General features: G+C 50.4%; 28 protein-coding genes and 1 pseudogene. 15 read left to right on the top strand and 14 right to left on the bottom strand.

Features of this window, described 5'->3' with window-relative positions; translation table 11 throughout:
- Window positions 1–37: 37 nt before the first annotated feature.
- Together ACS18Q_RS18945 and ACS18Q_RS18940 are read right to left on the bottom strand one after the other, a co-directional pair.
- On the bottom strand, window positions 38–511 hold the full coding sequence (locus ACS18Q_RS18945) for an FKBP-type peptidyl-prolyl cis-trans isomerase (protein ID WP_004728228.1): 474 nt from the start codon (window positions 509–511) through the stop codon (window positions 38–40).
- Between the two features lie 15 nt (window positions 512–526).
- The gene (locus tag ACS18Q_RS18940) at window positions 527–1,153 is read right to left on the bottom strand and encodes a thioredoxin domain-containing protein (protein WP_014257374.1); all 627 of its coding nucleotides are present in this window, start codon (window positions 1,151–1,153) and stop codon (window positions 527–529) included.
- A 153-nt stretch (window positions 1,154–1,306) separates the two neighbouring features.
- On the opposite strand from ACS18Q_RS18940, the gene ACS18Q_RS18935 reads away from it, so the two are divergent.
- Both ACS18Q_RS18935 and ACS18Q_RS18930 read left to right on the top strand, forming a co-directional pair.
- The gene (locus ACS18Q_RS18935) at window positions 1,307–1,921 is read left to right on the top strand and encodes an OmpA family protein (RefSeq protein WP_038152398.1); all 615 of its coding nucleotides are present in this window, start codon (window positions 1,307–1,309) and stop codon (window positions 1,919–1,921) included.
- Window positions 1,922–2,132: 211 nt separating this feature from the next.
- The gene (locus ACS18Q_RS18930) at window positions 2,133–3,695 is read left to right on the top strand and encodes a methyl-accepting chemotaxis protein (protein ID WP_441257672.1); all 1,563 of its coding nucleotides are present in this window, start codon (window positions 2,133–2,135) and stop codon (window positions 3,693–3,695) included.
- Window positions 3,696–3,771: 76 nt separating this feature from the next.
- Here ACS18Q_RS18930 and glpD read toward each other — a convergent pair whose 3' ends face one another.
- Both glpD and ACS18Q_RS18920 read right to left on the bottom strand, forming a co-directional pair.
- Window positions 3,772–5,322 (bottom strand): glycerol-3-phosphate dehydrogenase, encoded by a 1,551-nt coding sequence (gene glpD, locus ACS18Q_RS18925; RefSeq protein ID WP_014257372.1) that lies wholly within the window; start codon window positions 5,320–5,322, stop codon window positions 3,772–3,774.
- A gap of 374 nt (window positions 5,323–5,696) precedes the next feature.
- Window positions 5,697–6,134 carry a DUF3069 domain-containing protein gene (locus ACS18Q_RS18920; protein ID WP_004728222.1) on the bottom strand — a complete coding sequence of 146 codons (438 nt, stop codon included), beginning with the start codon at window positions 6,132–6,134 and terminating at the stop codon, window positions 5,697–5,699.
- Window positions 6,135–6,273: 139 nt separating this feature from the next.
- Here ACS18Q_RS18920 and ACS18Q_RS18915 point away from each other — a divergent pair, with 139 nt between their 5' ends.
- Window positions 6,274–7,239 carry a GGDEF domain-containing response regulator gene (locus tag ACS18Q_RS18915; protein ID WP_014257371.1) on the top strand — a complete coding sequence of 322 codons (966 nt, stop codon included), beginning with the start codon at window positions 6,274–6,276 and terminating at the stop codon, window positions 7,237–7,239.
- Between the two features lie 4 nt (window positions 7,240–7,243).
- Here the strand turns inward: ACS18Q_RS18915 and ACS18Q_RS18910 are convergent, their stop codons facing one another.
- Window positions 7,244–7,855 (bottom strand): LysE family translocator, encoded by a 612-nt coding sequence (locus tag ACS18Q_RS18910; RefSeq protein WP_441257671.1) that lies wholly within the window; start codon window positions 7,853–7,855, stop codon window positions 7,244–7,246.
- Window positions 7,856–7,973: 118 nt separating this feature from the next.
- On the opposite strand from ACS18Q_RS18910, the gene ACS18Q_RS18905 reads away from it, so the two are divergent.
- On the top strand, window positions 7,974–8,876 hold the full coding sequence (locus ACS18Q_RS18905; protein WP_441257670.1) for a LysR substrate-binding domain-containing protein: 903 nt from the start codon (window positions 7,974–7,976) through the stop codon (window positions 8,874–8,876).
- A gap of 271 nt (window positions 8,877–9,147) precedes the next feature.
- Here the strand turns inward: ACS18Q_RS18905 and ACS18Q_RS18900 are convergent, their stop codons facing one another.
- The 5 genes from ACS18Q_RS18900 to ACS18Q_RS18880 all read right to left on the bottom strand — a co-directional run bounded on the left by ACS18Q_RS18900 (window position 9,148) and on the right by ACS18Q_RS18880 (window position 13,734).
- Window positions 9,148–10,023 carry an efflux RND transporter periplasmic adaptor subunit gene (locus tag ACS18Q_RS18900; RefSeq protein WP_232658945.1) on the bottom strand — a complete coding sequence of 292 codons (876 nt, stop codon included), beginning with the start codon at window positions 10,021–10,023 and terminating at the stop codon, window positions 9,148–9,150.
- Window positions 10,020–10,250: a DUF1656 domain-containing protein gene (locus ACS18Q_RS18895; RefSeq protein ID WP_038152173.1), complete on the bottom strand. Its 231-nt coding sequence runs from the start codon at window positions 10,248–10,250 to the stop codon at window positions 10,020–10,022. The genes ACS18Q_RS18900 and ACS18Q_RS18895 overlap by 4 nt, the downstream gene beginning before the upstream one ends.
- Window positions 10,243–12,174 carry an FUSC family protein gene (locus ACS18Q_RS18890; protein ID WP_441257669.1) on the bottom strand — a complete coding sequence of 644 codons (1,932 nt, stop codon included), beginning with the start codon at window positions 12,172–12,174 and terminating at the stop codon, window positions 10,243–10,245. Before ACS18Q_RS18890 ends, ACS18Q_RS18895 begins: the two co-directional genes overlap by 8 nt.
- On the bottom strand, window positions 12,171–12,635 hold the full coding sequence (locus ACS18Q_RS18885; RefSeq protein ID WP_004728216.1) for a MarR family winged helix-turn-helix transcriptional regulator: 465 nt from the start codon (window positions 12,633–12,635) through the stop codon (window positions 12,171–12,173). The genes ACS18Q_RS18890 and ACS18Q_RS18885 overlap by 4 nt, the downstream gene beginning before the upstream one ends.
- Before the next feature lie 175 nt (window positions 12,636–12,810).
- The gene (locus ACS18Q_RS18880) at window positions 12,811–13,734 is read right to left on the bottom strand and encodes a LysR family transcriptional regulator (protein WP_441257668.1); all 924 of its coding nucleotides are present in this window, start codon (window positions 13,732–13,734) and stop codon (window positions 12,811–12,813) included.
- Window positions 13,735–13,841: 107 nt separating this feature from the next.
- On the opposite strand from ACS18Q_RS18880, the gene ACS18Q_RS18875 reads away from it, so the two are divergent.
- The 7 genes from ACS18Q_RS18875 to ACS18Q_RS18845 all read left to right on the top strand — a co-directional run bounded on the left by ACS18Q_RS18875 (window position 13,842) and on the right by ACS18Q_RS18845 (window position 20,027).
- Window positions 13,842–14,129 (top strand): DUF1330 domain-containing protein, encoded by a 288-nt coding sequence (locus ACS18Q_RS18875; RefSeq protein ID WP_222790420.1) that lies wholly within the window; start codon window positions 13,842–13,844, stop codon window positions 14,127–14,129.
- A gap of 50 nt (window positions 14,130–14,179) precedes the next feature.
- The gene (locus ACS18Q_RS18870) at window positions 14,180–14,818 is read left to right on the top strand and encodes an SDR family oxidoreductase (protein ID WP_158141867.1); all 639 of its coding nucleotides are present in this window, start codon (window positions 14,180–14,182) and stop codon (window positions 14,816–14,818) included.
- A 95-nt stretch (window positions 14,819–14,913) separates the two neighbouring features.
- The gene (locus ACS18Q_RS18865) at window positions 14,914–16,047 is read left to right on the top strand and encodes an NADH-dependent flavin oxidoreductase (RefSeq protein WP_441257667.1); all 1,134 of its coding nucleotides are present in this window, start codon (window positions 14,914–14,916) and stop codon (window positions 16,045–16,047) included.
- 409 nt (window positions 16,048–16,456) lie between these two features.
- Entirely contained in the window at window positions 16,457–17,371 is a 915-nt protein-coding gene (locus ACS18Q_RS18860; protein ID WP_441257666.1) for an alpha/beta hydrolase, read from the top strand.
- Between the two features lie 60 nt (window positions 17,372–17,431).
- Window positions 17,432–18,370 (top strand): alpha/beta hydrolase, encoded by a 939-nt coding sequence (locus tag ACS18Q_RS18855; protein WP_208136966.1) that lies wholly within the window; start codon window positions 17,432–17,434, stop codon window positions 18,368–18,370.
- Between the two features lie 75 nt (window positions 18,371–18,445).
- Window positions 18,446–19,150 (top strand): flavodoxin family protein, encoded by a 705-nt coding sequence (locus ACS18Q_RS18850; protein ID WP_441257665.1) that lies wholly within the window; start codon window positions 18,446–18,448, stop codon window positions 19,148–19,150.
- On the top strand, window positions 19,137–20,027 hold the full coding sequence (locus ACS18Q_RS18845; RefSeq protein ID WP_441257664.1) for an AraC family transcriptional regulator N-terminal domain-containing protein: 891 nt from the start codon (window positions 19,137–19,139) through the stop codon (window positions 20,025–20,027). The genes ACS18Q_RS18850 and ACS18Q_RS18845 overlap by 14 nt, the downstream gene beginning before the upstream one ends.
- Before the next feature lie 31 nt (window positions 20,028–20,058).
- Here ACS18Q_RS18845 and ACS18Q_RS18840 read toward each other — a convergent pair.
- The 4 genes and pseudogenes from ACS18Q_RS18840 to ACS18Q_RS18825 all read right to left on the bottom strand — a co-directional run.
- Window positions 20,059–20,148: pseudogene (locus tag ACS18Q_RS18840) on the bottom strand (GNAT family N-acetyltransferase); the annotation flags it as partial.
- A complete protein-coding gene (locus ACS18Q_RS18835) occupies window positions 20,138–20,644 on the bottom strand; it encodes an N-acetyltransferase family protein (protein ID WP_441257663.1) in 507 nt (168 codons plus the stop codon). The pseudogene ACS18Q_RS18840 and the gene ACS18Q_RS18835, both read right to left, overlap by 11 nt.
- A 315-nt stretch (window positions 20,645–20,959) precedes the next feature.
- Window positions 20,960–22,663, bottom strand: a complete 1,704-nt coding sequence (locus ACS18Q_RS18830; protein ID WP_441257662.1) for an FAD-dependent oxidoreductase — start codon at window positions 22,661–22,663, stop codon at window positions 20,960–20,962.
- A 56-nt stretch (window positions 22,664–22,719) separates the two neighbouring features.
- Complete coding sequence (locus ACS18Q_RS18825; RefSeq protein ID WP_004728203.1) at window positions 22,720–22,905, bottom strand: YgaP family membrane protein; 186 nt, start codon at window positions 22,903–22,905, stop codon at window positions 22,720–22,722.
- Between the two features lie 154 nt (window positions 22,906–23,059).
- On the opposite strand from ACS18Q_RS18825, the gene ACS18Q_RS18820 reads away from it, so the two are divergent.
- The 4 genes from ACS18Q_RS18820 (at window position 23,060) to ACS18Q_RS18805 (ending at window position 25,449) form a co-directional block, all read left to right on the top strand.
- Window positions 23,060–23,362 carry an ArsR/SmtB family transcription factor gene (locus ACS18Q_RS18820; RefSeq protein ID WP_004728202.1) on the top strand — a complete coding sequence of 101 codons (303 nt, stop codon included), beginning with the start codon at window positions 23,060–23,062 and terminating at the stop codon, window positions 23,360–23,362.
- Between the two features lie 35 nt (window positions 23,363–23,397).
- Entirely contained in the window at window positions 23,398–23,817 is a 420-nt protein-coding gene (locus ACS18Q_RS18815) for a YeeE/YedE family protein (RefSeq protein ID WP_154179863.1), read from the top strand.
- 21 nt (window positions 23,818–23,838) lie between these two features.
- Entirely contained in the window at window positions 23,839–24,297 is a 459-nt protein-coding gene (locus ACS18Q_RS18810; RefSeq protein ID WP_441257661.1) for a DUF6691 family protein, read from the top strand.
- Between the two features lie 147 nt (window positions 24,298–24,444).
- On the top strand, window positions 24,445–25,449 hold the full coding sequence (locus tag ACS18Q_RS18805) for an efflux RND transporter periplasmic adaptor subunit (RefSeq protein WP_441257660.1): 1,005 nt from the start codon (window positions 24,445–24,447) through the stop codon (window positions 25,447–25,449).
- Window position 25,450 lies beyond the last annotated feature (1 nt).

Raw genomic sequence — 25,450 nt, 5'->3', positions numbered from 1 at the left:
TGCCTAAGCAGCTCTTTTTGATTCCAAAGCAGTTCGCTTACTGAATCTCCAGCAGCTCGACTTCGAAAATGAGTGTTGATGACGGGGGAATCGGGCCCGCGCCATTTTTGCCATACGCTAAGTTTGCCGGAACATACAGACGCGCTTTTTCACCCACGGTCATGAGCTGCACGCCTTCTTGCCACCCTTTAATCACTTGATTGAGGCCAAATACAATCGGCTCGTTGCGTTGGTAAGAGCTATCAAAGACGGTGCCATCTAGCAGGCGACCTTCGTAGTGCACTTTAACGCGGCTGTTGGCTTTTGGATGTTCCGCACCCGTGCCCGGTTCCAGCACTTCATATTGCAGGCCGCTTTCGGTGATTTGCACGCCTGGCTTCTTCGCATTCTCCATCATGAACGCTTGTCCGATAGCGATGTTTTGTTCTGCCGCTTTGTGGTTATTCCAGGTGCGGTAGATAAACAGCGCAGCCAGCACAAAAACAACAATGGGTAACACAATTTTATACATGGTCAGAACACTCAATTAAGGTTGGGTTAGAAGATAAGAAATGGTTTTACCGATGCCTTGGGCATCTTGGTGACCAGCCGTCAGAACGATGTATTTGCCTTTCACGATAAAGGTCGGTACAGCATTGATTTGGCCTTTTTGCGAGATTTCGTCTGCTGTTTTTAGGAAAACAAACAACTCTTTTTGTTGCGCTTCATCGAATTCGTAAGGGCTTTTTAGGTTGCGCGTGTGGAACGCTTGATCGATGGCTGCTTTTTGGTCGGTCAGCGTGCTGCCTTCGGCCATTTGCACTGCCGCGAACAGCTCTTCCATCATGTCGTGGTCTGGGATGTGCCCCAGTTGCATCACGGCGCTGTAGTAAATCATCGCGCCAATTTGTGCGCCTTGGTTAAACGTCACGTGCAGTCGACCAAACTCCTGCTGCGTGATTTTCTCCAGTTCCGGCAGAACGCTCTCCATGCTGCGGCAATGGCCACAGGTCAGCGAGAACACTTCGGTCACGGGTGCTAAACGGTATGTGGCGAGGTTGACGGGCAGGGCTTGATATTGAGCGCCTTCTTTGGGCGTGGAATCGTCGCTGCAGCCAGCGATAACCAGTAACACGGCCATGACACCCAATGTGCGTTGAATAAACTTTTTCATTGAAAACCAAGAGTTGAATAGGAATGCGCTAATTTTAACGACTTCATTTTGTGAGGCAAACAGAGAAAAAGCGATTTGTTACCAATTCCCCATAAAGTTTTGCCACTTTTGCCCGATAAATAAAGAGTCGTTTGATGAATGGATGATGGTTACATGAGAATTCTCGCGCTCTCCCTAGTATTGCTGTTGACCGGTTGTGGGTCGATGTCTCCGATGAAGATGATCGGCGGCAACATGTTAGACACGGCGCCCAAGGGCGATTTCGATGTCATTTATCCCGACTGGGGAACCACGCCTTCGCCGGTGTCGACCAACGTTCAAGGCCCGATGGGGCAGACGCGCACGTCAAGCTACGACGCATTGCAACGCTTTCTGCTCGATAACGGCATCGATTATGAAGTGATGCCCGGCAACCACGTGATGGTGAAGCTTAAAGACACGGTGAAATTTGATACAGGTTCGTCCAATGTGTCTCAAGATTCAGCCTACTGGTTGAGTGTGATGGGCAGCTTCTTGTCCCGTGAACGTGGCATCGACATTGTGATTGATGGTCACACCGACAATACCGGCAAACCTCGATTCAATGATGCATTGTCTGTCAAACGCGCGCAGATGGTGAAAAACACACTGATCAATAAAAACGTTGCTCGCGATGCGATTTATACGCGTGGTTACGGGGAATATGTGCCTGCGTGTAACAATGGCACTTACGAAGGGCGAGCTTGCAATCGCCGCGTTGAATTGCTGTTCATTGTCTCCAATAACTAGCCATTTCCAATCACCAAGATCGCCCAACAGCGCATCGCCACATTCTATTCATTCTGACTATCCCAGCCATGGCTGGGATATTTTTTATCCATATCGTCTTCAAGGATATTGACGACTCTCACGGATATGATTTTTTATCGGTACATTGTATGGAAACACGACGCTGAATTATGTATACAATCACCCAAAATCTATAACAACTAATCAAAACATGTCAGCTAATCAATCATCTATGCAACAAGAAGTGCCTGTTGGCGAACACGATCAACTGGTGTCTACCACGGATCTCAACGGTGTCATTACATACTGCAACGAGACATTTTGTCGTATTGCAGGGTTTCAGGAACAGGAACTTCTTGGTCAAAATCACAATATTGTTCGCCATGTCGATATGCCGAAAGCGGCATTTGCCGATATGTGGAAACACCTCAAACAAGGGCACGCTTGGCGCGGCATTGTCAAAAATCGGACCAAAACCAATGGTCACTATTGGGTTGATGCCTACGTCACGCCGATTTATGAAAACGGCAAAATGTGCGGCTACCAATCGGTGCGCGTCAAGGCGCAGTGCCAATGGGTCGAGATCGCGGCCAAAGCGTATCAATCGTTGCGTGCGGCTGAGCAAAACAGTCATTCATTCTCATTGAGCATGCCAGCATCGGTGCGTTACGCCGTGTTGCTTGGCGCGTTGGCGGCGCCAGTTGCAGCGCACGTTGCTTCACTGAGTGATTCGATGCAACTGTTGGCAAGCCTACTGCCAGCCGCGTCGCTGGCGTTGCTGTTCCGTCAAGAGCTGATTGCCACGCCCAAACAGCTCAGCCAATTACAATCTCAATACGACAGCATCAGCCGATTGATCTATTCGGGGAACGATGCGTTTTCTGTGGCTGATTACCACCTAAAAATGTCGTCAGCACGGATTCGTACCGTGCTAGGGCGCATGGTGGATTCAGCGCGCCCACTGCGCGACATGTCGGCCAAATTGAATGAAACCAGTGCGGAAGTGGTGCAGGCGCTGAAACAGCAAAATCAAGATATTTGTAGCGTGATGCAAGCGACTGATGCCGTGGAAGCGGCGGCTGATTCGGTATCGAGCAACACGCATTCTGCCTACGAACTGATTGATCGAGCGAAATCGCAATGCTTGGAAACCAAACAAAGCATTGATCAAACACATCATAACCTTGAAGCGTTGTGCGATCAGGCTGAACGCGCCACGCGCACCACGTATGCGCTCAACGACCAAGCGCAGCATGTGAGTCAGTTGATGGAAGAGATTGGCGGCATTGCTGATCAAACGAACTTATTGGCGCTCAATGCTGCGATTGAAGCCGCACGAGCCGGTGAACAAGGTCGCGGCTTTGCGGTGGTGGCAGATGAAGTTCGCGCGCTCTCTGGTCGTACGCAGAAAGCGACTCACCATATCAAAGAGAGCATTGATAAAATGCTGAGCACGATTGAAGCGTGGCAAAGCGAAATCATGGATAGCCAAGAGCAGACGCAAGCCTGCGGCAGTGTGGCGCAAGAAAGTGCGACGCGCTTGCATCAAGTCGAGCAATTGCTGGTGGACATGCACAGCATCGTGGCAGACATGGCAAAATCGGCCACGGCGCAGCGTGAACTGACCAGTGAAGTGAACCAACACGTGCATTCGATTGCGTCGATGGCGACACAGAATTTGGCCGCAACCAACATGGTCGAAGAGTACAGCAGAGACATGAACGCACGCGTCGATGATTTCAGGCAGCTGGCCAAGCGATTTGAAGAAAAATAATCGTCAAAAGTACCACAAAAAAACCACCGAATGTCGGTGGTTTTTTTTTCGATTCAGAACCGGAGCGATGCTGCGACTAAATCACTGCCTTAAGCGCTGGCTCAACGGCTGACGCTTGGCGCTGCGCGAGGTATTGCGCCACTTGCGCCATCGTTGCGCTGTCGTGATCAATGCCCAGCTTGCTACGACGCCAGAAAATGTCGTCAACTTTGAACGCGTATTCGTGGTCGATCAGGTAATCCACTTCGCGTTGGAACAGGGTATCGCTGAACTGCGTGCCGAGATCGTCAATGGTTGTCACGCCTGCCAACAGCGCACGAGTGCGGCTGCCGTAACAGGTTAGCCAGCGGTCCAGCGTGGCATCGTTGACAAATGGATATTGGCGTTTCAGTTCGTTACGAATGTTGCCATACACATAATCTTCGCCACCGGGCAGTGTGGATTCGTTGGTCCAGCTTGCTTTCATGTTCGGGAAGAACGGTGACAAATGTTTCATCGCCGATTCCGCCAGCTTGCGATACGTGGTCAGTTTACCGCCGAAAATCGACAGCAGCGGCGCTTCTTCACCGTGTTGATCCAGTGACAAGGTGTAATCACGGGTGATCGCTTGTGGTGAGTTGGATTCATCATCACACAAAGGACGCACACCGCTAAACTCCGAAACGATGTCTGAGGTGCTGATTTCACGCACAAAGTGTTTATTGACGATGTCGACTAAGTACTGACGCTCCTCTTGGGTAATCGCCACTTTGCGAGGATCGCCTTTGTATTCCACGTCGGTGGTGCCGATCATCGAATATTTGCCCAGATACGGAATCACGAACACGATGCGCTTATCTTCATTTTGTAGAATGTATGCCTGCTCTTCGTGGTGAATTTTAGGCACGATGATGTGTGACCCTTTGATCAAACGAATGCCGTAAGGGGAGCGTACGTGAACGTTTTCATCTAGGAAGTGTTTCACCCAAGGGCCGGTTGCGTTCACCAAAGCGTGGCTCTTGCGCTCGAAACGTTGTTGGGTGCGTTCATCGAACAGGGTGACCGTCCAAATGTCGCCGTCACGGCTGGCATGTTCAACGCGGCAGTAGTTCATCACTTCTGAACCCAGCTCTTGCGCCTGAATCGCGTTGAGGATCACCAAGCGCGCATCGTCCACCCAACAATCGGAGTATTCAAAGCCAATCTTCATTTCTGGCTTGGTCACGTCGCCAGCTTTTAAAGCGACTTTTTTACTGGCGGGCAGAGACGTACGCTTGCCCAAGTTGTCGTACAAGAACAGGCCAGTACGAATCATCCATGCAGGACGCAAGAATGGACGATGTGGCAAGCGAAAACGCATCGGTTTAACGATGTGAGGGGCTTTTTTCAACAGAACTTCACGTTCAGCAAGGGCTTCACTGACCAAACGAAACTCATAATGCTCAAGGTAACGCAAGCCACCGTGGATCAGCTTTGAACTGGCCGATGACGTCGCGCCCGCAAAATCCTGCGCTTCATACATACCCACTTTCAGTCCACGACCGGCAGCGTCTGCTGCGATCCCTGCGCCATTGATACCACCACCAACAATGATGATGTCGAGCACTTCATTTTCAGAAAAACGTGTTGAGCTTAAGTTCTGTTTCATTTTATTGGCCTTGATTTTCGTTTTTGTATCTTAATGCTCGTATGAAAACATCAAACCACAGAAAAGCGGAGTTTTCCCTCAAGCAATTTTGATCTTGATCATAATAAATGAGCGTTCGAGCGTCAAGTTGTACTTTTATTGTGCAAAAAGTCCAAAATGGAGCGAAATTTTGCACTCGAAAGGTGACGACTTGATGAAGTGAAAGCGAAAACGGTGAAAATAAGCGGGGGCCGCTAGTGAAGATGAAGCGCAACGTGTGCGATTTCTAGGCAAACACTTGAGGGTGCGACGGCATATGCGATTGAGAAAGGGGAACGGTGACAAAAAAAGCCCGTGACCTCAGGCCACGGGCTTCTCGTTATTGGACGTGTGACTTACTTTTGGAACACGTCTTTGAAATCACGCTTAAGAATCGCGTCGCGGCGCGCTTTCTTAATTTGCTTCACCATGTCTTTCACACAGCTGTGCAGAACCTGATCCAGAAGCTGAGCACGGTATTCTTCTTTATCTTGCTCAGTCATCTCTTTTGGAAGGTTCAGCGTTGGGAACTCTTCCATGACGTTTAGGCCAGCAAATGCTTGGCTGACAGAAATCAGCGCGTGGAACTGTTCGAAGTTGTCCAGGACGTTTTGAGCGCTGGCAGGCAGGCTATCCCAAGCTTCACGGACCGCTTCTTCAGAGACTTCGTGAATAGAGGTGACCATCAGGAACATCTCTTCTGGCACTTGGTCGAATTCAAGTACCTGGCGGAGTTCTGGAGAAATGGCTTCTAAGTCCACTTTCGGAGCTTCAGTTTGTGTAGTGTCTGACATGAAAAAAGTTTCCATCAATGAAAAAGGCAATGCTAAAAACTTCCACCGAAAAGTCAATACAACATGCGAAATAAAGCAGTGAAAGCGTGAGAAAGTTATGCTATAGGTAAGCATATGATTATCTTGCAAAGAGGTGGTGATGTTAGGTTCTGGCTCATCCATGAGGATCTTACTGGTTGATGACATTCAACTGGAACGGATGCAACTCGCCATTCGCCTCAAGCAATTAGGCCATTCTGTTGAGGTCGCATCCAGCGGGCGTGAGGCGTTGGAGCTGTATCCACGTTTTGAGCCGGAATTGATTTTGTTGGACGTGTCGATGCCGGATATGGATGGCTTTGAAGTGTCTCAAGAAATTCGCCGCCGCTACGACGAAGAGTGGATTCCAATCATTTTCCTCAGCAGTCACGATGAACCGTCGATGATCGCACGTGCGATTGAATCGGGCGGCGATGATTATTTGATCAAGCCGGTTGATAAAATGGTGCTCAATTCCAAGCTGTTGGCGATGCAGCGTATTGCCAATATGCGTCGCGAGCTCAAACGTACCAGTGCCAAACTAGAAGAACTCAACCGTATTTTGCAGCATCAGGCTAACGAAGACGGCCTCACACAAGTGTTTAACCGCCGTTTTATGGATGAGAAGCTGCGTGAAATGATTTCGTGGCACGGTCGCCATGAGATGGCGTTGAGTGTCATTCTGTTTGACGTCGACCATTTCAAGCCCTTTAACGACAACTACGGCCACATTGAAGGCGATCGTTGCCTGCACACCATCGCGCAAGCTGCGAATAAATTGTTCTGTCGCAGCGGTGAGTTTGTGGGGCGTTACGGCGGTGAAGAATTCCTCATTCTGCTGACCAATACCGACGTGGAAGGCGCACGCGCCGCCGCAGAACGCATCCAAGATTCCATCGAACATATCCATTATCCGCACGCGTTCAGTGCCGTTGCCGATCACATTACGATTTCACAGGGTGTGGTGACAATCACGCCAGATGGCCATGAAACGCTGGCGCAAGTGTATGAGCAAGCCGACAATGCGCTTTATCAGGCGAAAAGTCACGGCCGAAATCGTTACGTCATCTCTGAAAGCGGTTTGTAGCCTGTTAGGCTTTCAGCGCTAACGCCGCACCAAACGACACCAATCCCACCCCACATGCTTTATTGATCAGCGGTTTCACGCGCTCGAGCTTATGTTGCAGCGCCGTTGAGGTCAATAAGGTTGCCACCAATGCAAACCATACCCCGTGCAGCACAACCATGTATCCGCCATAAATGAGCGCTTGGGTGGATGATGCGCCGTCTTCAGAAATCACCTGACTAAAAATGCTCAGAAAGAACAGCATGGTTTTCGGGTTGAGCACATTGCACAAAAATCCCTGCGCGAAATAACGATAGCTGGGTAGCGAGTTGTCCTGCTCGGCGGTGATGACCGTCTGGGCACTTGCCGCAAAGATGCCTTTGATTCCCAGATAGACCAAATAGGCGGCACCAGCGTATTTGATGAGGTTAAATAGTAGTTCATTGTGTGAGATTAGGTAACTGATGCCAAGCAAGGAATACCCGATATGAACGGTGATGGCGAGGCTAATGCCCAGCGCGCTCAACAGGCCGGCGCGACGGCCATGTGACAGGCTGTTTTTTAACACCAAAACAAAGTCCGCCCCGGGGCTGATCACAATCAGTAAGCCAACAATAGCGAGTGTGACGATATCCATTCCAATTTTCCTTTTCAGTTAATGAGTTATTGAACGAAAGTGTGGGATGAATTGTACGTTGCCTAGTCGCCGCTTATAATCGATAAAAATGACCTAGTTGAGTGAGAAAAATTCACATATGCGGCATCTCAAAGCGTTTCACGTTTTTCATGTGGCGGCGCACAGCGCAAGTTTCACGCAGGCGGCCGACGTGCTGACTATCACCCACGGCGCAGTCAGCAAACAGATCAAAACGTTGGAAACCTATTTGGGCGTTTCGTTGTTTGCAAAGCAGGGACGTCATGTGGTGCTGACGGAAGAGGGCATCGCCTTGCGAACCTATACCCGTCAGGCCTTTGCATCACTTGAACAAGGGGTGGAGCAGCTACGCACCGCACGGTCGCCGCATCTGGAAGTTTCTTGTGAACCCACGTTGACCATGCGATGGCTCATGCCGCGGATGAGCCAATTTCATCAGCAAGCCCATGGCGATGTGCGGCTGTCGACGGCCGGTGGCGCGGTCAATCTCGGCGCGCAAGGCTACCATTTAGCGATTCGCCGCGATGATTTCGAGTTAACGCAGCCCTATCAGAAACAAACGCTGGTGGCTGAGTGGGTGGGGCCGGTGATGTCGCCGGACTATTGGCAGCGTGTTCGAACCCTGCAACTGCCAATGACATTACTCCACAGTCAAACCCGTCCCTTCGCTTGGCAAGCGTGGCAAGAGAGTCAACAAAAGCGGTGCGATCATCAGCAGGCGTTTGAATTTCCCGACGCCGCAGCGCAAACGTTCGAACATTTCTATTTTTGCTTGCAAGCTGCGCAGGATGGGTTAGGCGCCGCCATCGGATCGTATCCGTTGGTGATGGATGAGATTGAACGCGGCCGCTTAGTCGCGCCGTTTGGCTTTCAGCCGTCCGGTCACGATTATGTGTTATTGCGTCAGCAGCGTGAAGAAACCGAATTAGAGCGCCAGTTTATCGCATGGCTCAAACAGACCATGGCGTTATCGGTGCCAAGGGAGGATGGGGTTTCGTTCTGATGAAGGAAGCGCTTGGTAAGTCCCCATCAAGGTCGCAGGCGCTGTTCAAACGAAAGCGATGTAAAAATGAGAGCTTTATCAAAGCGAAAGCTGTGTGAATAAGAAAGCTGTGTGAAAAAAAGTCATCGCGGGGAAGGACTTGAATATCCCCGAGATGACGTGCTTCCGAACATACGGAATAACTCGTCTATTAACAATTGGCAGTGGATTAATAGGGGCGAGGCCCCGACGCTGATGAAACGCCGACGAAAATGGACAATCGTAAAATCGTTTAGTGAAATTCTTCTAAAGACACCGAAACCGTGCGCCCCGCAATCAGCGTGAAGCCTTTTGGAATCGTGTCGATTTTGATACGAACGGGAATGCGCTGTGCGAGTCGAATCCAACTGAATGTTGGGTTCACGTTGGCCAGTAACGTCCCGGAGGCGGTGGTTCTCTCGCTGTCATTGATACCGGCCGATAACCCTTCCACATGCCCGTAAATCGGTTGATGTTCGCCCATCACATGGATGGTGGCGACAGCGCCATTTCGAATACGGCTCAACTTGGTCTCTTCAAAATAACCAGACACATAGAAACTGTCTTGATCAACCAACGCCATCACAGGGACGCCTGCCGAGGCGAAGGTGCCCGGTCTGAGCGAAAAGTTGGTGATCACGCCATCAACGGGTGAGTAAATGTCGGCTCGATTGAGGTTGATTTCCGCCAGTTCTAGATCCGCTAACGATTTATCCAAGCTGGCTTGTGCCAAAATGCGTGCGTCGCGTTTGTCGTCTCGTTGCTGCGCGGAAACGGCGCTATTCAAGCGTTGATAGCGTTTGTATTCGCGATCGGCGGCGTGAAGGGTCGCCTGCGCTTGCTTCACCATCGCTTTGGCTTGTGTGACTTCGCTACTCAGGCGCTGTTTATCCAAGCTAAACAGGAGCGTGCCTTTGCTAACAATCTGGTTGTCGTGCACGTAAACCGCGTCAACATTGCCAGAAATATCGGTGGCAAGCGGCACGATGTCAGCACGGATTTTTCCGTCGCGAGTTTGCGGCGCATAATGGTAATAACTGTAGAGGTTCCATACGACGAAACCCGCCAGTAACACGGCACCTGTTGTGATCAGGATCTTAAAACTCGACATCATTTTGTGTTTCATCATGAGAATGAGTGACCTATTGGTGTGGTAATGATCGCAAACAGGTGAAAGAGCAAACCGGTGAGCGAAATAAATAAAGCGGAATCAAAAATGGGTCTTTGTGCGATCAGCCGATACACTCCGGCCTTGACGAACAGGCTCGAGAGGAGGATGCGGAGAAAGAAAGCCAGCACCATGCACATCAGCAGTGGTGAAATGTATATCCCCAAAATATCAAGTTCGTTAAGCATACAAAGGTGTCCAATGGGGTGCCGTTGGATAGAGCGCGATTCTCAATCCAGTTAATAGGTGGACAACGTCCGTTTGGTGTTCGTGGTTTGCTCGCTCAAGGGCGCGATCGAGTTGATGGCGTAATTCATCGCTCGATTGCACAGGACGTTTGTCTCGCTGACTCAGCGCTTGCAATAGCGGTTGCAGTGTCGACGCCATCGGGTGAGCGCTGCTCAACTGCCTCAACTTGGCCATCGTGATGTTGGCTTTCAGTTGATTCAGCAGAATCAGGCTCTCTTTGCCCAGCGACGCACCGAGTCTTGAGACCTGTAAGGCCATGCGGTCTAAAGAACGTGTGGCGTAGGTTTCAATCGCGACATCATCGAAGGTGTGAACCAATGTTTGTTGATCCCGATATTCGCGCTTGAGCAGGTGCTGTAGGGCATGTTGCGCGCCCCAACGTCTTGAGACGGCAATGGCCACAAACGCCACAAACACGCCCACCAACGTCGCGACAGAGCCATCCAAAAAGAACCCAATGTTGAATGGGGTGTAATGATTCTGAAAGTTGACGTTACTCAGGCTCAAGGCCAGTACCAACATCGCCAACGGATTCTTCGAGGCCCATAGGCCCATTGGCAACATAAAAGTCGCCATGATGAGCAGAAAGCTGGTTTGGCTATTGGCCAGCGGTAATAACACATAGCCCAAGGTAAATGCCGTTAATGCCGAGATAAAAGCAAAGCGCCCAAAGTGCGTGATCGCGATGCCGGGTTCATCACTGCCACCAAAAAAGCTAATGGCAACAACTCCCATCAAGACCATATTGGGGCCTTGGTTCCATCCGGTGAAGTACCAGATCGCGCTGAGCAGCGAGTAGGTCAGCAATATCCCCATGAACATGCGCAGCATTAATCCAGTATCGGGTGGCAGTGGAAATGCCTTGGCTTTGAGCGCGGCATAGCGCGTATAGGCGTGCGTCGGTTTCCCTACCACAAGACCTTGAAGCGCCGTGACCGATTCCCAGTCGGTGAGGTGCTGATTGAGCAGTCGCTGCACACGTTCAAGAACCAGTTTTTCCCAAGGTGATGCGTCTTGCACAACCGCTTTGGGTATTACAATGGGTTGCATGACCTCGTTGTTTGCTGTCCAGCTTTCGACACTGGGCGACAGGCGCTCGCGTGTTTCTGGCGACAAGCTATGCATGGCATGTCCCAGCGCAGACAAGGTCGGGATCATTGCCATAATCTGTCTTTGCAGCGCGATCATGGCTTGGCGAGTTTGTCGGTCGACAGCGTGGTCTAACTTCATGGTCGAAACCAACTGAGACAGCGATGACACATCGGCAAGTATGGCCAGTCGATCCGATTCTGTGGTGTGATTGGTGATGCCGGTCAAGCAATCATCACGCCATGCTTTGAGATCGCGCATCCAGTTATCGACGCGCGATTGAAGCATTGGCTGCGTAGTCCCCGGGAAAACCAATGCATCCACAAAGGTGACCGACAAAATACCAATACAAATTTCGACCACGCGTGTCACCACCATGGTAAACATGTTTTCTGGCTGGCTCAGATAGGCCACCAGAACCAGCATAATCGTCACGCCAGTGAGTTGCAGGCTGTAAGCCCTCGGGGTTCGATCGGCATAAGATAACGCCAAAATCACAGACGAAACCAACCCCGTCACCATCACCAAAATGAGCGGCTCGTTCACGAACCACGCCGAAAGTAGCAGCGAGATGAATCCCGCGAAAAGTGTGCCTGCAAATCGGTAGGTGGCTCTGGCACGAACGGCGCCAGATAATGGGTTGCTGAGCACGCAGCAGGTGACCATCGCCCAATAGGGATTGGTCAATCCCATCTCTACCGCGACGAAATAGGCAAGCATCGCCGAAATGTAGACCTTGGCGGCGAATAACCACTGTTGACGCGAAATGTTCATTTGTTCGATTTGTACTGCTGTACGAACTCAATGGATCGTTTTTCAAAAAGTCGCAGCACTTGGGTGGCTTGCTCAATGGCGGCCAAATCAACATCACGCATGAGTTCCAGGCGCAATTCGTCGGCTGCGCGTTCGATGCTGATCGCGATTTCGGTTCCTTTGGGCAAGATGTGTAAATTCTTGATGCGGCGGTCCACGGTATCTTCACGGCGTTCAAGTAACGCTTCTTGGCTGGCTTGATCCAGCAGGCGCACTAACGCGCCGGGATTGATACCAATTTCTTCGGCAAGCAATTTTTGGTTCAGCCCCTGTGGATTGCGATAAACAAGTACCACCGCGGTGGCCAATGACATGGAGATACCGTGCTCCGCAATCACTTCCGAAACCGCCCGTTTCCATGCCCGTCGTACGGGTTGAAGGCTGTTCGTGAGTTCATGAAGCAGGTTGATTTTGTCTTGCATAGTCTGGCCTCACATCAAAGGTTTGTGTGTTGAGAATGGTGGTGTGCGGCGGATATTAATTAAATTAAGTTGCTTTGGCAACTGTTTTAAAGGCAACTTAAATAATGAGCAGTTCCCAGTAAGGCAAAATGAAAAGGCAGGACAAAAAAATAGCCCCAACGTTGTGGGGCTATGCTTAGCGGCTGAGAAGCTCTCGTTTTTCGATTAAAAAATCCATCAGAACCCGAATCTTTTTCGGCATATGTTCTCGAGACGGGATGTAGAGATAGAACCCCGGAAAGGGTTTGCACCAAGGCGTTAACACTCGCGTTAACCGCCCGTCCTGAATGGCCTCGTGTACCCATAAATCAATATGTTTGACCAAACCGACACCTTGAATGGCCGCTTGGAGCATACTGTAATCATCATTGAAGACGGCATTGCCTTTTGGTTCAAACACCACGGTGTGCTGATCTGAATCGGGCGCGGTCAACGACCAATGATCGAGCGTGCCACTGGACGTAAAGCGATATGCAAGGCAGTTATGCGCTTCCAGATCCTTCGGGCGTTGGGGAATTCCATGTTGCTTGAAGTATGCCGGAGAGCCAACGATGGCTGTGGTCAACGGCGGTGTGATCGGGACGGCCACCATGTGCTCATCCAAACTCACGCCCAATCGGATGCCCGCATCCAACCCTTCCGCCACGATGTTGGTGAACCCATCGTCCATCATCAATTCCAAGCGTATTTTTGGATAACGCGCCAAAAATTCCCCCAAGTGCGGTTCAATCAACAACCTTGCCGCGGTTCGGGAGGAGCTAATTCTGATCAGCCCAGAGGGTTCAATGTGGGATTCATTGAGCTCGCTGACGACTTGTTCAATGTTAGTGAGCGATGGATGAAGAATGTCCAACAAGCGTTGGCCTTCGTCGGTCAGCGACATATTTCGCGTGGTTCGATTCAATAACCGCACCTGAAGCTGCTGCTCCAGTGCTTTGAGATGCTGCGACAACGCAGCACGCGTCACCCCCATTTCTGAGGCGGCTTTGGTAAAGCTTCGGTGGCGGGCAATGTGCGCAAACCACGTCAGTGACGAGATAAGAGAAGGTTCAATAGGCATTTGTTTAGTTTAACTTAACACTCATGTGTGTAAAACGATATTTATTCGATACAGTTCGATCATTAAGATGGCTTCACGTTGAAGACACCAAATGAGAGGGCGATGACGTGGCAGCATTCATTGTTTTTACCCGAGAAAGCACCCAAGACCAAGCGGCACTGGATACCTATATGGAGCGAGTTGCTGCAACGCTGGCCGGGCATCCGATCAAGATATTGTCATCCTACGGTGCGATGGAAACGCTGGAAGGTGAAGCACCTGAAGGTGTCGTGATTGTGGAATTTCCCAATCAAGCCGCAGCACGTGCTTGGTATGACAGCCCAGCTTATCAAGCGGTTGCGCAGCACCGATTTCAAGGTGCCAAGTACCGGGCGGTCATGGTTGATGGTCATTGAGACCTCGGTTGAGTCATCGACATTGAAACGATTAAAAAGAGGCAAATGATATGAATAACGTACTGATTCTCGGCGCCAGTGGCCAAATTGCGCAGTGGGTGGTGAAGGCTTTGAATGAAGACAACACCCAGCATCAAACCTTGTTGCTGCGCAACCCGAAAAAGCTGGCGGATGTTATTTCGGCGAAAGCGCAAGTGGTGGTTGGCGATGTGCTTGACCCGGAACTGCTGAAGTCTGCGATGGCTGGCCAAGATGTGGTTTATGCCAACTTAGCGGGCGACGATCTGGAAGCGCAGACTGTCGCGGTGATTGACGCGATGCGAGCAACGGGCGTGAAACGTCTGATCTTTGTGCTCTCTTTAGGAATCTACGATGAAATCCCCGGCAAATTTGGTCAGTGGAACGATGCCATCATTGGTGAGCCGCTGAAGTATTATCGTCGCGCGGCTGATGCTATCGAAGCCTCGGGTTTGGATTACACCATTTTGCGTCCGGCATGGCTGACGGATGAAGATGAAGTGGACTACGAAATCACGGCCAAAGATGAAGCGTTCAAAGGGACTGTGGTGTCTCGAAAAAGTGTCGGAGACCTGATCACGCAGGTCATTCTTAACCCATCGGAATATGTCGGCGCAAACCTCGGTGTGAATAAACCCAATACCGACGGTGATAAGCCTTATTTCATGTAGAACGTCTTTTCAACGCGCTGCCAGCTTAACGGCATCAACCGATTACTAACCCGAGCGGGTTAGACATAACATGTTTTTAGAGGCAATGAATACACATGAAAGATCTATTATTCCAACCATTTACATTTAAAAATGGTGTGACATTACGCAACCGAGTTGTGATGGCTCCGATGACCACATGGTCGTCCAACGCGGATGAAACCATTTCTGATGAAGAACTCCGTTACTACCGTGCGCGCGCACAAGGGGTGGGTTTACTGTTGACCGGATGCAGCCACGTTCAGCCGAGCGGGATTGGATTTACGGATGAGTTTGCAGCATATGACGATCGCTTTATTCCTAGCTTAACGAAGCTTGCGGATGCAGCCAAAAGTGGCGGCGCAGTCGCGGTGTTGCAACTGTTCCATGCTGGGAACAAAGCGGTTCCCGATCTGATTCCGAACGGTGAATTGGTGAGCGCCAGTGCAATGGCCGCGCCGAAAGGGCCATTTAACGATGGCAAACTCGCAAGTCGTGAATTAACCGAAGCCGAAATCTTCGAGCTGATCCATGATTTTGGCCAAGCCACACGCCGAGCCATTGACGCGGGATTTGATGGTATTGAATTGCACGGCGCGCATGGTTTCTTGATTCAGAATTTCCTGTCGCCGCTCTTTAACCAACGCCAAGACCAATGGGGAGGCTCACTGGAAAACCGCATGCGCTTCCCGTTGGAAGTCGTGCGTGAAGTGCGCCGCGTGATCGATGAACACGCAAGCCGTCCTTTCTTGCTGGGCTATCGTATTTCGCCGGAAGAACCAGGAGAGGGCGCGTTACGCATTGATGACGCGCTGGCGCTGGCTGAAACCTTGGCGCAAGCGGGCAATATCGATTACTTGCATACGTCGCTGTACAACATCCTTGCGGGTCAATCTCAGGATGACACCAGCGGTAAAACCACGGCGCAACGCTTTATCGAACGTGTGGCTGATCGCTTGCCACTCATGGCGGCAGGAGAAGTGCGTACGCCGAATCAAGCGCGTCACGTACTTGAAACAGGCATACCGCTGGTGGTGGTCGGACGCAGTTTGGTGATGAACCCGACTTGGGTCGAAATGGCTCAAGATGGCCGCGACCAAGAGATTTGTGCCGCGTTGGATTTGTCTCACAGTGCCGATGATCTGCAAGTGCCGACCAAGTTGTGGAACATCATCAAGTCCACCCCGGGATGGTTCCCTGTTCAGTCGTAATTTGAACACGAATTGTGTCACGTTCTGCCAATGGCTCTCATCATGAGGGCCATTGTTTTTTTGTTTGCCTGTTTTGCGATTTTTGACGGCGACAAGCGTCGCTGATTGGCCGCATGAGTGCAAATTTAACACAATGATTTTGTTGAATTACACAGTGTGGCATAAATGCGGTGATATTTTAAATTTAATTATTATCAATAAGTTATTTGTTTTGTGTGCAGTGTGTTGAACTCGTACTCGTTTTGGTTTCATCATTTCAGGCATAAAAAACAAAACAGGCAAATAACTCGTCATTTTAGGCAAACTTACACGCCATGATCTGCCTATACTGGTTTCAAGTCAGGAGCAAACCGCGAACTGGCGCACAGCTTTCTAAGACAATGACGTACGCTACTGAGGAGCAATCCAAATGAACAAAGTCTACTTTCCTAATACCAACGGTCTGGACATTACGCTCGCTGGGCTGATTAACTTCCCAGACAATTTTGATGCGACTAAGCGTTACCCTGCGATTGTGGTGTCACACCCGGGTGGTGGTGTGAAAGAGCAAACCGCGGGCACATATGCAAAAAAACTTGCAGCGCACGGGTTTGTTGCCATTGCTTATGATGCGTCTTATCAAGGTGAAAGTACCGGTAATCCGCGCCAGTTGGAAAACCCACACGTACGTACGGAAGATGTGAGTGCCGTGATTGATTACCTCACCACACTGGATTACGTCGACAACGACCGCATTGGTGCGATGGGGATCTGTGCGGGTGCGGGTTATACCGCCAATGCCGCCATCAATGATCGTCGCATCAAAGCTGTGGGAACGGTCAGCATGGTGAACATCGGCCAAATGTTCCGCAACGGTTGGGACAACAACGTCAAAGACAGCGATGCGATTCCTTACCTTGAAGCCGGTTCTGGTGCGCGCACCGCTGATGCGAGTGGCGCGGAGTCTGCAACCATGCCAATGGCGCCGATGAAGGAAGAAGATGCACCGAATGAAGAGCTGCGTCAGGCTTGGGAGTATTACCATACCGATCGCGCGGCGTATTGCACCGCTCCGGGTTTTGCGACGGCTCGCAGCCTGACTCAAATCATCTCGTATGATGCATTCTTTAAAGCGGAAGCGTTCCTCACGCAGCCTCTTTTAACCGTGGTCGGCAGCAATGCGGGCAGCAAATGGATGAGTGATGATCTGATGGCGCGTGCGGCGAGCAGCGACAAACAGATGTACATTGTCGATGGTGCCAACCACATGGACCTCTACGATGGCGAGTCACCGATTGCTGAAGCCATTGGCGTACTTGCCCCATTCTTCCAACGCACGTTGTAACACGCACGATGAATATCAACGAAGGCTCAATGCGTTGAGCCTTCCACGAGGATAAAAATGATGGATATTAAAAAAGTATCGTTCCGAAACGCCGATATGGCTTGGGATATGGCCGCATTCATCTTGCTGCCAGACGGCTTTGACGCAGCAAAACGCTATCCGACCATGGTTAGTGTTCACCCATTTGGGAGCTGCAAAGAACAAACCTCCAGTGCAGTTTATGGGAAGGCGTTGGCTGAATTAGGTTATGTCGTGATTGCCTTTGACGCCAGCTTTCAAGGTGAGTCGGGCGGTATGCCCCGTTATGTGGAAGATCCTACGCAACGCGTCGAAGACATCAGCCGCGTGATCGATTATGCCGTGACCTTACCGTATGTGGATGAGACCCGCATTGGTGGATTGGGTATCTGTGGTGGTGGCGGTTACATTCTCAATTCTGCCCTGACCGAGAAACGTCTGAAAGCCGTCGTGGGCATTACACCGGTTAATGTGGGGCGTTTGTTCCGCGAAGGGTTTAGCTTGTACAACCCCATCGGCACATTGGAAGCCATGGCAACGCAACGCACGGCTGAAGCTCGTGGTGCTGAGTTACAAGTGAATGAACTGTTGCCACCAAGCCTCGAATTTGCAAAAGAAAACGGTTTGACCGATCGCGATGTGTTTGAAGCCACAGAGTACTACAAAACACCGCGGGGACAGTCGGAAGGCGGCGCAACGCGCATGGTCTTTTCTCACGCTCAAAAAACATTAAGCTGGGATGCCTTCGCATTTGCAGAAACCTTGATGACACAACCGATGATGGCGGTGGTTGGCCAGAAAGTGGGCGCGTTTGGCGCGTTCCGTGATGGGCAAGAAATTTATGGTCGAGCGGTGGCTTCGAAAGATCGTCAATTGGTGGATCTAGAGAATTGGTCGCACTACGAGCTGTATGACCATCCCGAGGCGGTGAGTTTGGCCATGGAACGCGTGGCGCCATTCTTGGCGAAATATCTCCAATAAGTGACTTCAATGCGTTCTTCGCGTGAGTAAAGAACGCATCATTCACCTTGTTTGAAATCGTAAGGGATGGCACTGATGATCCGTTTGTTCCTGATGTTGCTGTTGGCGCTCGCTCTCATCTTGTTCGTGGTTGCATTTGTGGTCACGCGTATTGAAAATGCACAAGATGCGGCCAATCAGGTGTTAAGAAATCACGCGTTAAAGCACAATGATGCCAAGCTCGATGATTTAAAACATCACCGCGCTTCGGAAAAGCCTCAAAACGTGGCCGTTGTGGTCTTTTCTCGTTCAGGAAACACGGGCGTTTTAGCCGATCACATTGCTGAAACGTTGGATGCGGATGTCCATGAATTAGTGGCAAACGACTATCAGCTTGGAATGGTTGGCTGGATAAACGCATTGAGCGATGCTCGGAACGATTTCGCGGACATCACACCGAATCATATCGATGTTTCGCGCTATGACACCGTGTATCTGGGATCGCCCATCTGGTTATACAGCCCAGCGCCACCGATCTGGCAATTTGCGAACAATACCGATTTCACCAACAAGCACGTGGTGTTGGTGAATACGTTTAACAGTCAATTTAAGCAGCATTTTATTGATGAATTTGAAGCACTCGTGCGTTCGAAAGGCGCGATCAGTTTTGCTCATCAATACGTGAAGCGGGGAAGAATGGGAAGCCAGGTGTCCTCGCAAGAGTTAATCCAACGATTCGATGAAAAATACAATACGAAAAGAATCAACGACAGAGCAGGTGAGAGTGATGAACAGCAATAACGCCAATCAAGCGCTGGTGGATCAAGTGCGCGCCTACAGCAGTAAAGAGGGCAGCTACATCACTGACATTCCCGGGCTTGAAGTTCACATTAGAAATACGCCGACAGCGCCGCTGCATTGCATTTATAGCCTTGGGTTTTCGCTGATCTTACAAGGGAGCAAGCAACTGGCGATTGATGACAGGCAAGTCCCTGTCGAAGCCGGGCAGTCGATGCTGACCACCTTTGACACACCGATTGTATCGCATGTGACGGAGGCGACGCGCCATCAGCCATTTTTGGCGATCGTCCTGAAATTAGATTATGACCTGATCATGCAAACGTGCACGGAGCTGAAGCTCGACAAGCCCGATCGTCACTTTGAGTATCAATCGATTTCCATTCAGAATACGGACGATAGTATATACCGGACGATGAGCCGTTTGTTAGCGTTGGAGCAAGAGCCTGAGTATCTCGCGAGTGTGGTGCCATTGATAAAAAAAGAACTTGTGATTCGTTTGCTTCATGGGCCGCATGGCACGCAACTGCGCCATATTGCTTCTGTTGGTTCGCCCAGCAATCACATTCTGAAAATCGTGACGTGGATGAAGAAGAACTTCACCGAAACCATTGGCATGAATGAGCTAGCGGGGCAGGCGCACATGAGCGCTTCAAGCTTTCGAGTGCACTTTAAAGCCTTGACTGGCAGCAGCCCGCTGCAGTACATGAAAAACCTAAGGCTGCAAGAAGCGCGCGAGCAGATGCTGTTAAATGGTCTTGATGCGACGCAAGCCAGTAATCTGGTGGGCTATGAAAGTGCCTCTCAATTTAGTCGCGAATACAGTCGTTTATTTGGATTACCGCCTCAAAAAGACATTCAGCGCCTGCGACAAATTTAACCCAGCGAGAGCGAGCGGGTTTCATGCTTCGTTAGCCACATAGCGGCCAACGAAAGTAGGGGCGCTGGCCATCCATGCGCTCAATTTCGGCGCCCAACCGTGTGTAAAACTCATGCGCTTTTGACATGCTGTGTATCGCGATTCAAAGGATTTTTTGCGGAGCGTTTCATCACAAAATTGCGCAATGTTTGCCCGCGAACTTCTACCGTTTGTTTGTGAACCACGGTGAATCCAAAACGCTCAAAAAATGGGCGAGCGGTGATGCTGACTTCGGCATGAAACTGGGTGATGCCACGCTGGCGACCCATATTCAGTATATGTTCCATTAGGCTGCGGCCGACCCCTTTGCCTTGATGCTGGTGATGACAAAAGAAATGATCAATCAGCCCGTCGGCTTGCAGATCGGCATAGCCCACAATGTCGCCGTCCAACTCCGCGACAAAAGGATCAATGGCTCGCATTCGTTGCTGCCAAATGGCAGCGTCAATCTCAGCGGGCGCCCATGCCTCGACTTGCGCTTGAGTGTAGTCGCGCACGTTAATGTTGCGAACGGTGTGATAAAAAAGCGTCCAAAGCGCCCGCGCATCGGAGGCTTTGTAGTGTCGAATGGTGATCATGCTATTTATGCCAATTGATTTACGCGTGTGAAGGTGTGCTTCATATACTAAACCATGGTGCCAGATACACAAATCCGTCTTTGACGATCAATATGTGTCTGACAATGTGAGTGGTTTTATCCGATCGGAGAGACGCATAGGCGTTAAAAACTTAGGCGATATTGCCGAAGCCTTTTGCGGGCAATACATGAACTCGCATATCAGATACAAGTTCAGAGCAAATTTAGGAGTACTGTACATCGGTGCATTGTTCTGAATACCAAAACAGCCAGCACTTGATGCTGGCTGTTTTGGTTTGCGAGAAAGCGGAAAATGTTAGGCTCTGGCAAACGCGTAAGTGCGGTAACCACCGAGCAAGTTGCGTGCTTTGTAGCCGTTGTTGACGAGCTGGCGATAGGCGACATTGCCGCGCAAACCGACCTGACAATAGATGATGATTTCTTTGTCTTTTGGCAATTCGTTCATGCGCTGACGCAGTTGGTCGACTGGAATATTGATGGCGCCCGGCAGATAACCGACGTTGTCCAGTTCGCCCGGATTACGTACATCGAGCAACAGTTGGTCATCGGTAAGGCTGTCGATTTCATCAAAGTGAATCGCTTTTGCATCACCTTTCATGAGGTTGGTGGCGACAAATGCGGCTTGGTTGATGACGTCTTTTGCGCTGCCGTAAGGTGGCGCGTACGTCAGTTCAAGATGTTGCAACTGTTCAACGGTCATGCCAGCACGCTGCGCAACTGCCATAACGTCGATACGTTTGTCGATGCCATCTTTACCCACGGCCTGAGCGCCGAAAATCTTGCCTGATGTTGGATCAAACAGCATTTTGAACGACACAATTTCAGCCCCCGGGTAGTAGCTCGCGTGGCTCGCGGTATGAACGTAGACTTTCTCGTATGCGATACCCGCACGTTTGAGTTGCTTCTCGTTTTTACCAGTAGAAGCCACAGCCAAGTCGAAGATCTTACAGATCGCGGTGCCTTGCGTGCCTTGATAGGTTTCGCTGCGACCCAACATGTTGTCTGCGGCCATACGACCTTGACGGTTGGCAGGGCCAGCCAGTGGTACTAAGGTCGATTGACCCGTCACAAAGTCTTTTTCTTCAATCGCATCGCCCACTGCATAAATGCTTGGATCGCTAGTTTGTAGGGATTCGTTGGTCTCAATCCCGCCCAGCGCACCGATGTGCAGGCCTGCTTCAGCTGCGAGTTTGGTTTCTGGGCGCACACCAATTGCCATGATCAGAATATCAGTGGTCAGTGTTTCGCCATTGCTCAGCGTCAGATCGAGTTCACCATTCATGTGTTGATGCTCGGTATTCTCACCAGAATCGATGCTTGGCATTGAGGTCGTTGGCTTGAACTCGACCGCTTGCAGCGCCACACCGAGGCGCAAGTCGATGCCTTTAGCGCGAATTTCTGCGTGGGCAAAGCCTGCCATTTCTCGGTCAACGGGTGTCATCACTTGATCGGCCATTTCAATCAGCGTGGTTTTGATGCCCAATTGGTGGAACGCTTCCATCATCTCCAAACCGATAAAGCCACCACCAATAACGGTGGCATGGTCGGGTTGGTTCATCTGAATGGTTTCCAAAATACGGTCCATATCTGGAATGTTGCGCAGCGAATGGGTGAGTGGGTTATCCAACCCTGGGATTGGCGGCACAATCGGGCCAGCGCCTGGGCTCAACAGTAGAAAGTCGTAGCTTTCTTCGTACTCAGATTGATCCAGCAGGTTGCGAACGGTGATGGTTTTGTCTGCACGGTTAATGCGAACCACGTCATTCATGACGCGGACATCGACATTAAAGCGTGCCAAAAAGCTTTCTGGCGTTTGCAGTAGCAAATTGGCTCGTTCTTTGATGTCACCACCGATGTGATAGGGCAAGCCGCAGTTGGCAAACGAGACGAAAGGGCCCCGTTCAAACATAATGATTTGCGCATCTTCGCTCAAACGACGCGCACGCGCTGCCGCAGAAGCCCCGCCGGCAACACCGCCGATAATCACAATCTTAGTCATAGTTTACTCCAAATTTTTCTAGCTCAACTGATGTATCGAATTTCAGTGTGAACTGACTATTTAAACCCAAGTTTCTTCAAAAAATAGGCTGCTGGGCAAATCCCGGTAAACGCACTTTGAATGAGATTCACACCAACAAACACGGTGAGCCAGATAAAGTTCGGATGAACAAACACTGTTAACAGTAGCGACAGCAAGACCATGCTGCCCGCGACAATTCGTACGCCATTTTCAATGGTCATGAGAATACCCTCCGTTGGATGTTGGATTTACTATAGTTACATAAATTAGAGTTGTCTAATGTTAATTGAGCTAATTTCGATATAACTAAATAAGGTTTGACTAAATTATGTTTATTAGTATTATCTAAAAAACAAGGTTACGAAGGGGAAAGTGATGGAAGCCGTCAATATTGATCAAATGAAGTCCAATGCGGAAGAAGTGTCTGAACTACTTAGAATTTTGGCGCATCCGGAACGTTTGATGGTGCTCTGTCAATTGACAAAAGGCGAGGTGGGTGTGGGGCAATTACAACAAAGCTCAGCACTCAGCCAGTCAGCGTTTTCTCAACATTTAACGGTATTACGAAAGCATGGATTGATTGAAGCGCGCAAGGAATCGCAACAGGTGTTCTATTCGTTGGCCGATACGCGCGTGGCGCAGTTGATTCAGAGCTTACAAACCGTGTTTTGTGGTTAAGTCTTTCAAATTTCGAGAAATAAAAAGAGGACATTATGACGTTCACCATGCCTTGGGAATCTTTGTTTGGCGGCGTGTTGTTAGGGATTTCGGCAACCATTTTGTTACTGATGAACGGAAAAATTGCCGGTATCAGCGGCATCTTAACGGGGTTAATGACGCCGAAATCACGTGATTTTGCGTGGCGGTTGTTGTTTGTGGTCGGCATGATTAGTGGCGGCGTCTTCGGTGTGATGGCCTTTGATAAGCAGATGCCAGCACAGTTTGACACTCATGTGTGGTGGTTAGCGGCGGCGGGTTTGCTCGTTGGCGTCGGCACACGTTTGGGTAATGGTTGCACCAGTGGACATGGCATTTGCGGCATCGGTCGATTGTCAAAACGTTCAATAGTCGCCACCTGTGTCTTTATGGTTGTTGCCGCAATGACGGTATTTGTTCGTTTGCATCTTATTTAAAAGCGTTGGTGGGGAATCAGAATGAATCAGGCTTTGTTTCGATTAACGTCTCTGGTGGCTGGGCTATTATTTGGCTTGGGCATGGTGATTTCAGGTATGGCGGATCCTGCGAAAGTCACAGGCTTTCTGGATGTGACAGGTCACTGGGACCCGAGCTTAATGTTTGTGATGGGTGGCGCGTTACTGGTGTTTATGCCAGCGTATTTTTTCTTGATTAAACCGAAACGTAAACCCGTGAATGCCGAGAAATTTTGTCTCGCGACGAACACCGCGATCGATTCACGTCTACTCAGTGGCGCAGCAATTTTCGGGGTGGGTTGGGGATTGGCAGGCATTTGCCCAGGACCTGCGGTGTCGAGTTTGGCGTTGGGCAATTCAGGCGTGTGGGTGTTCTTCGCGTGCATGATGGTTGGCCTCGGCCTGACTAATCTGGTGCTGCGCGCCAAACAACATCCAGAGCATCACACACAAACGGCGTAAACACACGAACCTTTCCCGACATCGTGTCTTGTTTTCGCCGCAAAGTGATTCTACGGATGATTGCGAACATCATGACGTGATCTCGCGAGGGAGATGATAGGCCATCTCTGCGCTTTAAAGGGCTGAATGTCAAAGGAGATTGACACGATGAAAGGGTTAACTTTGTCTATTCTGGCGGCACTGAGCTTTGTGAGTGGGGTGCATGCCACCGAGGGGACTGGCTTTTACACGGTGAAGACAGAACGTCTGCCGCAGGTCATTCAGTTGGATGGCGTCGTGGCGCCGGTGAATCAAGGCACGGTAGCGGCGCAAACATCCGGTCGCGTGATCGGCGTGTTTGTGGACGTGAATGATCACGTGGCGCAAGGCCAAGTGCTGCTTGAAATCAGTGATGTGCAGCAATCGGCATCGTTGGACGCCGCACAGGCGCAATTGGCCAGTGCGTTGGCGCAAAACCGCGAAGCGCAGGCTCAAGTGAGCCGTTATCGCCAGTTGTTTCCTAAAGGTGCGATCTCGCGCGATCAAATGGATTCGGCTGAAGCGCGTGCTCGCAGCGCAGCAGCATCCGTCAAATCAGCTCAGGCTGCGGTGGCTCAAGCCAAAGAGTCGCTGGGGTACACCAATATCACAGCACCGTATGCCGGCGTGGTCACGCAGCGTCATGTGGAACTGGGTGAAACGGTCGCGCCGGGAACGCCGTTGGTGAGTGGTTTTTCACTGGAAAAACTTAGAATTGAAACGGACATTCCGCAGCGCTATCAGGATAAAGTGCAAGCGGTGGTGCAGTTCCATGTACGGTCACCTTCTGGTGACGTTGTCACACCAACAAACTACAGCTTATTTCGTTACGCTGACCCTCAATCTCACAATTTCAACATTCGTTTATCGTTGCCAGACAACACGCCATTGTTGATGCCGGGAATGTGGGTCAAAACTGATTTTCAGTACAGCAGCTGGGACGTGCTGTTGATCCCCAGCGCTGCGGTTATTCGCCGTGCGGAACTGAGTGCGGTGTATCGCATCGTCAATGAGGCGCGAATCCTGAATCCGATTCGTTTGGGTCAAACCTACGGCGATGCGGTGGAAGTACTGTCGGGTTTGGAAATCGGTGATGTCATTGCGACCACGTTACTTCCAGCAGAAGGGCAATGAG

Source organism: Vibrio sp. Vf1514, assembly GCF_052076135.1.
Taxonomy (GTDB): domain Bacteria; phylum Pseudomonadota; class Gammaproteobacteria; order Enterobacterales; family Vibrionaceae; genus Vibrio; species Vibrio furnissii.
The sequence above is the reverse complement of the archived record's forward strand: the minus strand, read 5'-3'. Positions and strand labels throughout refer to the sequence as shown.

Excerpts from the sequence above, each read along its gene's own strand:
- ACS18Q_RS18945 (WP_004728228.1), bottom strand. The coding sequence starts at position 511 with ATGTATAAAATTGTGTTACCCATTGTTGTTTTTGTGCTGGCTGCGCTG.
- ACS18Q_RS18940 (WP_014257374.1), bottom strand. The coding sequence starts at position 1,153 with ATGAAAAAGTTTATTCAACGCACATTGGGTGTCATGGCCGTGTTACTG.
- ACS18Q_RS18935 (WP_038152398.1), top strand. The coding sequence starts at position 1,307 with ATGAGAATTCTCGCGCTCTCCCTAGTATTGCTGTTGACCGGTTGTGGG.
- ACS18Q_RS18930 (WP_441257672.1), top strand. The coding sequence starts at position 2,133 with ATGTCAGCTAATCAATCATCTATGCAACAAGAAGTGCCTGTTGGCGAA.
- glpD (WP_014257372.1), bottom strand. The coding sequence starts at position 5,322 with ATGAAACAGAACTTAAGCTCAACACGTTTTTCTGAAAATGAAGTGCTC.
- ACS18Q_RS18920 (WP_004728222.1), bottom strand. The coding sequence starts at position 6,134 with ATGTCAGACACTACACAAACTGAAGCTCCGAAAGTGGACTTAGAAGCC.
- ACS18Q_RS18915 (WP_014257371.1), top strand. The coding sequence starts at position 6,274 with ATGTTAGGTTCTGGCTCATCCATGAGGATCTTACTGGTTGATGACATT.
- ACS18Q_RS18910 (WP_441257671.1), bottom strand. The coding sequence starts at position 7,855 with ATGGATATCGTCACACTCGCTATTGTTGGCTTACTGATTGTGATCAGC.
- ACS18Q_RS18905 (WP_441257670.1), top strand. The coding sequence starts at position 7,974 with ATGCGGCATCTCAAAGCGTTTCACGTTTTTCATGTGGCGGCGCACAGC.
- ACS18Q_RS18900 (WP_232658945.1), bottom strand. The coding sequence starts at position 10,023 with ATGATGAAACACAAAATGATGTCGAGTTTTAAGATCCTGATCACAACA.
- ACS18Q_RS18895 (WP_038152173.1), bottom strand. The coding sequence starts at position 10,250 with ATGCTTAACGAACTTGATATTTTGGGGATATACATTTCACCACTGCTG.
- ACS18Q_RS18890 (WP_441257669.1), bottom strand. The coding sequence starts at position 12,174 with ATGAACATTTCGCGTCAACAGTGGTTATTCGCCGCCAAGGTCTACATT.
- ACS18Q_RS18885 (WP_004728216.1), bottom strand. The coding sequence starts at position 12,635 with ATGCAAGACAAAATCAACCTGCTTCATGAACTCACGAACAGCCTTCAA.
- ACS18Q_RS18880 (WP_441257668.1), bottom strand. The coding sequence starts at position 13,734 with ATGCCTATTGAACCTTCTCTTATCTCGTCACTGACGTGGTTTGCGCAC.
- ACS18Q_RS18870 (WP_158141867.1), top strand. The coding sequence starts at position 14,180 with ATGAATAACGTACTGATTCTCGGCGCCAGTGGCCAAATTGCGCAGTGG.
- ACS18Q_RS18865 (WP_441257667.1), top strand. The coding sequence starts at position 14,914 with ATGAAAGATCTATTATTCCAACCATTTACATTTAAAAATGGTGTGACA.
- ACS18Q_RS18860 (WP_441257666.1), top strand. The coding sequence starts at position 16,457 with ATGAACAAAGTCTACTTTCCTAATACCAACGGTCTGGACATTACGCTC.
- ACS18Q_RS18855 (WP_208136966.1), top strand. The coding sequence starts at position 17,432 with ATGGATATTAAAAAAGTATCGTTCCGAAACGCCGATATGGCTTGGGAT.
- ACS18Q_RS18850 (WP_441257665.1), top strand. The coding sequence starts at position 18,446 with ATGATCCGTTTGTTCCTGATGTTGCTGTTGGCGCTCGCTCTCATCTTG.
- ACS18Q_RS18845 (WP_441257664.1), top strand. The coding sequence starts at position 19,137 with ATGAACAGCAATAACGCCAATCAAGCGCTGGTGGATCAAGTGCGCGCC.
- ACS18Q_RS18835 (WP_441257663.1), bottom strand. The coding sequence starts at position 20,644 with ATGATCACCATTCGACACTACAAAGCCTCCGATGCGCGGGCGCTTTGG.
- ACS18Q_RS18830 (WP_441257662.1), bottom strand. The coding sequence starts at position 22,663 with ATGACTAAGATTGTGATTATCGGCGGTGTTGCCGGCGGGGCTTCTGCG.
- ACS18Q_RS18825 (WP_004728203.1), bottom strand. The coding sequence starts at position 22,905 with ATGACCATTGAAAATGGCGTACGAATTGTCGCGGGCAGCATGGTCTTG.
- ACS18Q_RS18820 (WP_004728202.1), top strand. The coding sequence starts at position 23,060 with ATGGAAGCCGTCAATATTGATCAAATGAAGTCCAATGCGGAAGAAGTG.
- ACS18Q_RS18815 (WP_154179863.1), top strand. The coding sequence starts at position 23,398 with ATGACGTTCACCATGCCTTGGGAATCTTTGTTTGGCGGCGTGTTGTTA.
- ACS18Q_RS18810 (WP_441257661.1), top strand. The coding sequence starts at position 23,839 with ATGAATCAGGCTTTGTTTCGATTAACGTCTCTGGTGGCTGGGCTATTA.
- ACS18Q_RS18805 (WP_441257660.1), top strand. The coding sequence starts at position 24,445 with ATGAAAGGGTTAACTTTGTCTATTCTGGCGGCACTGAGCTTTGTGAGT.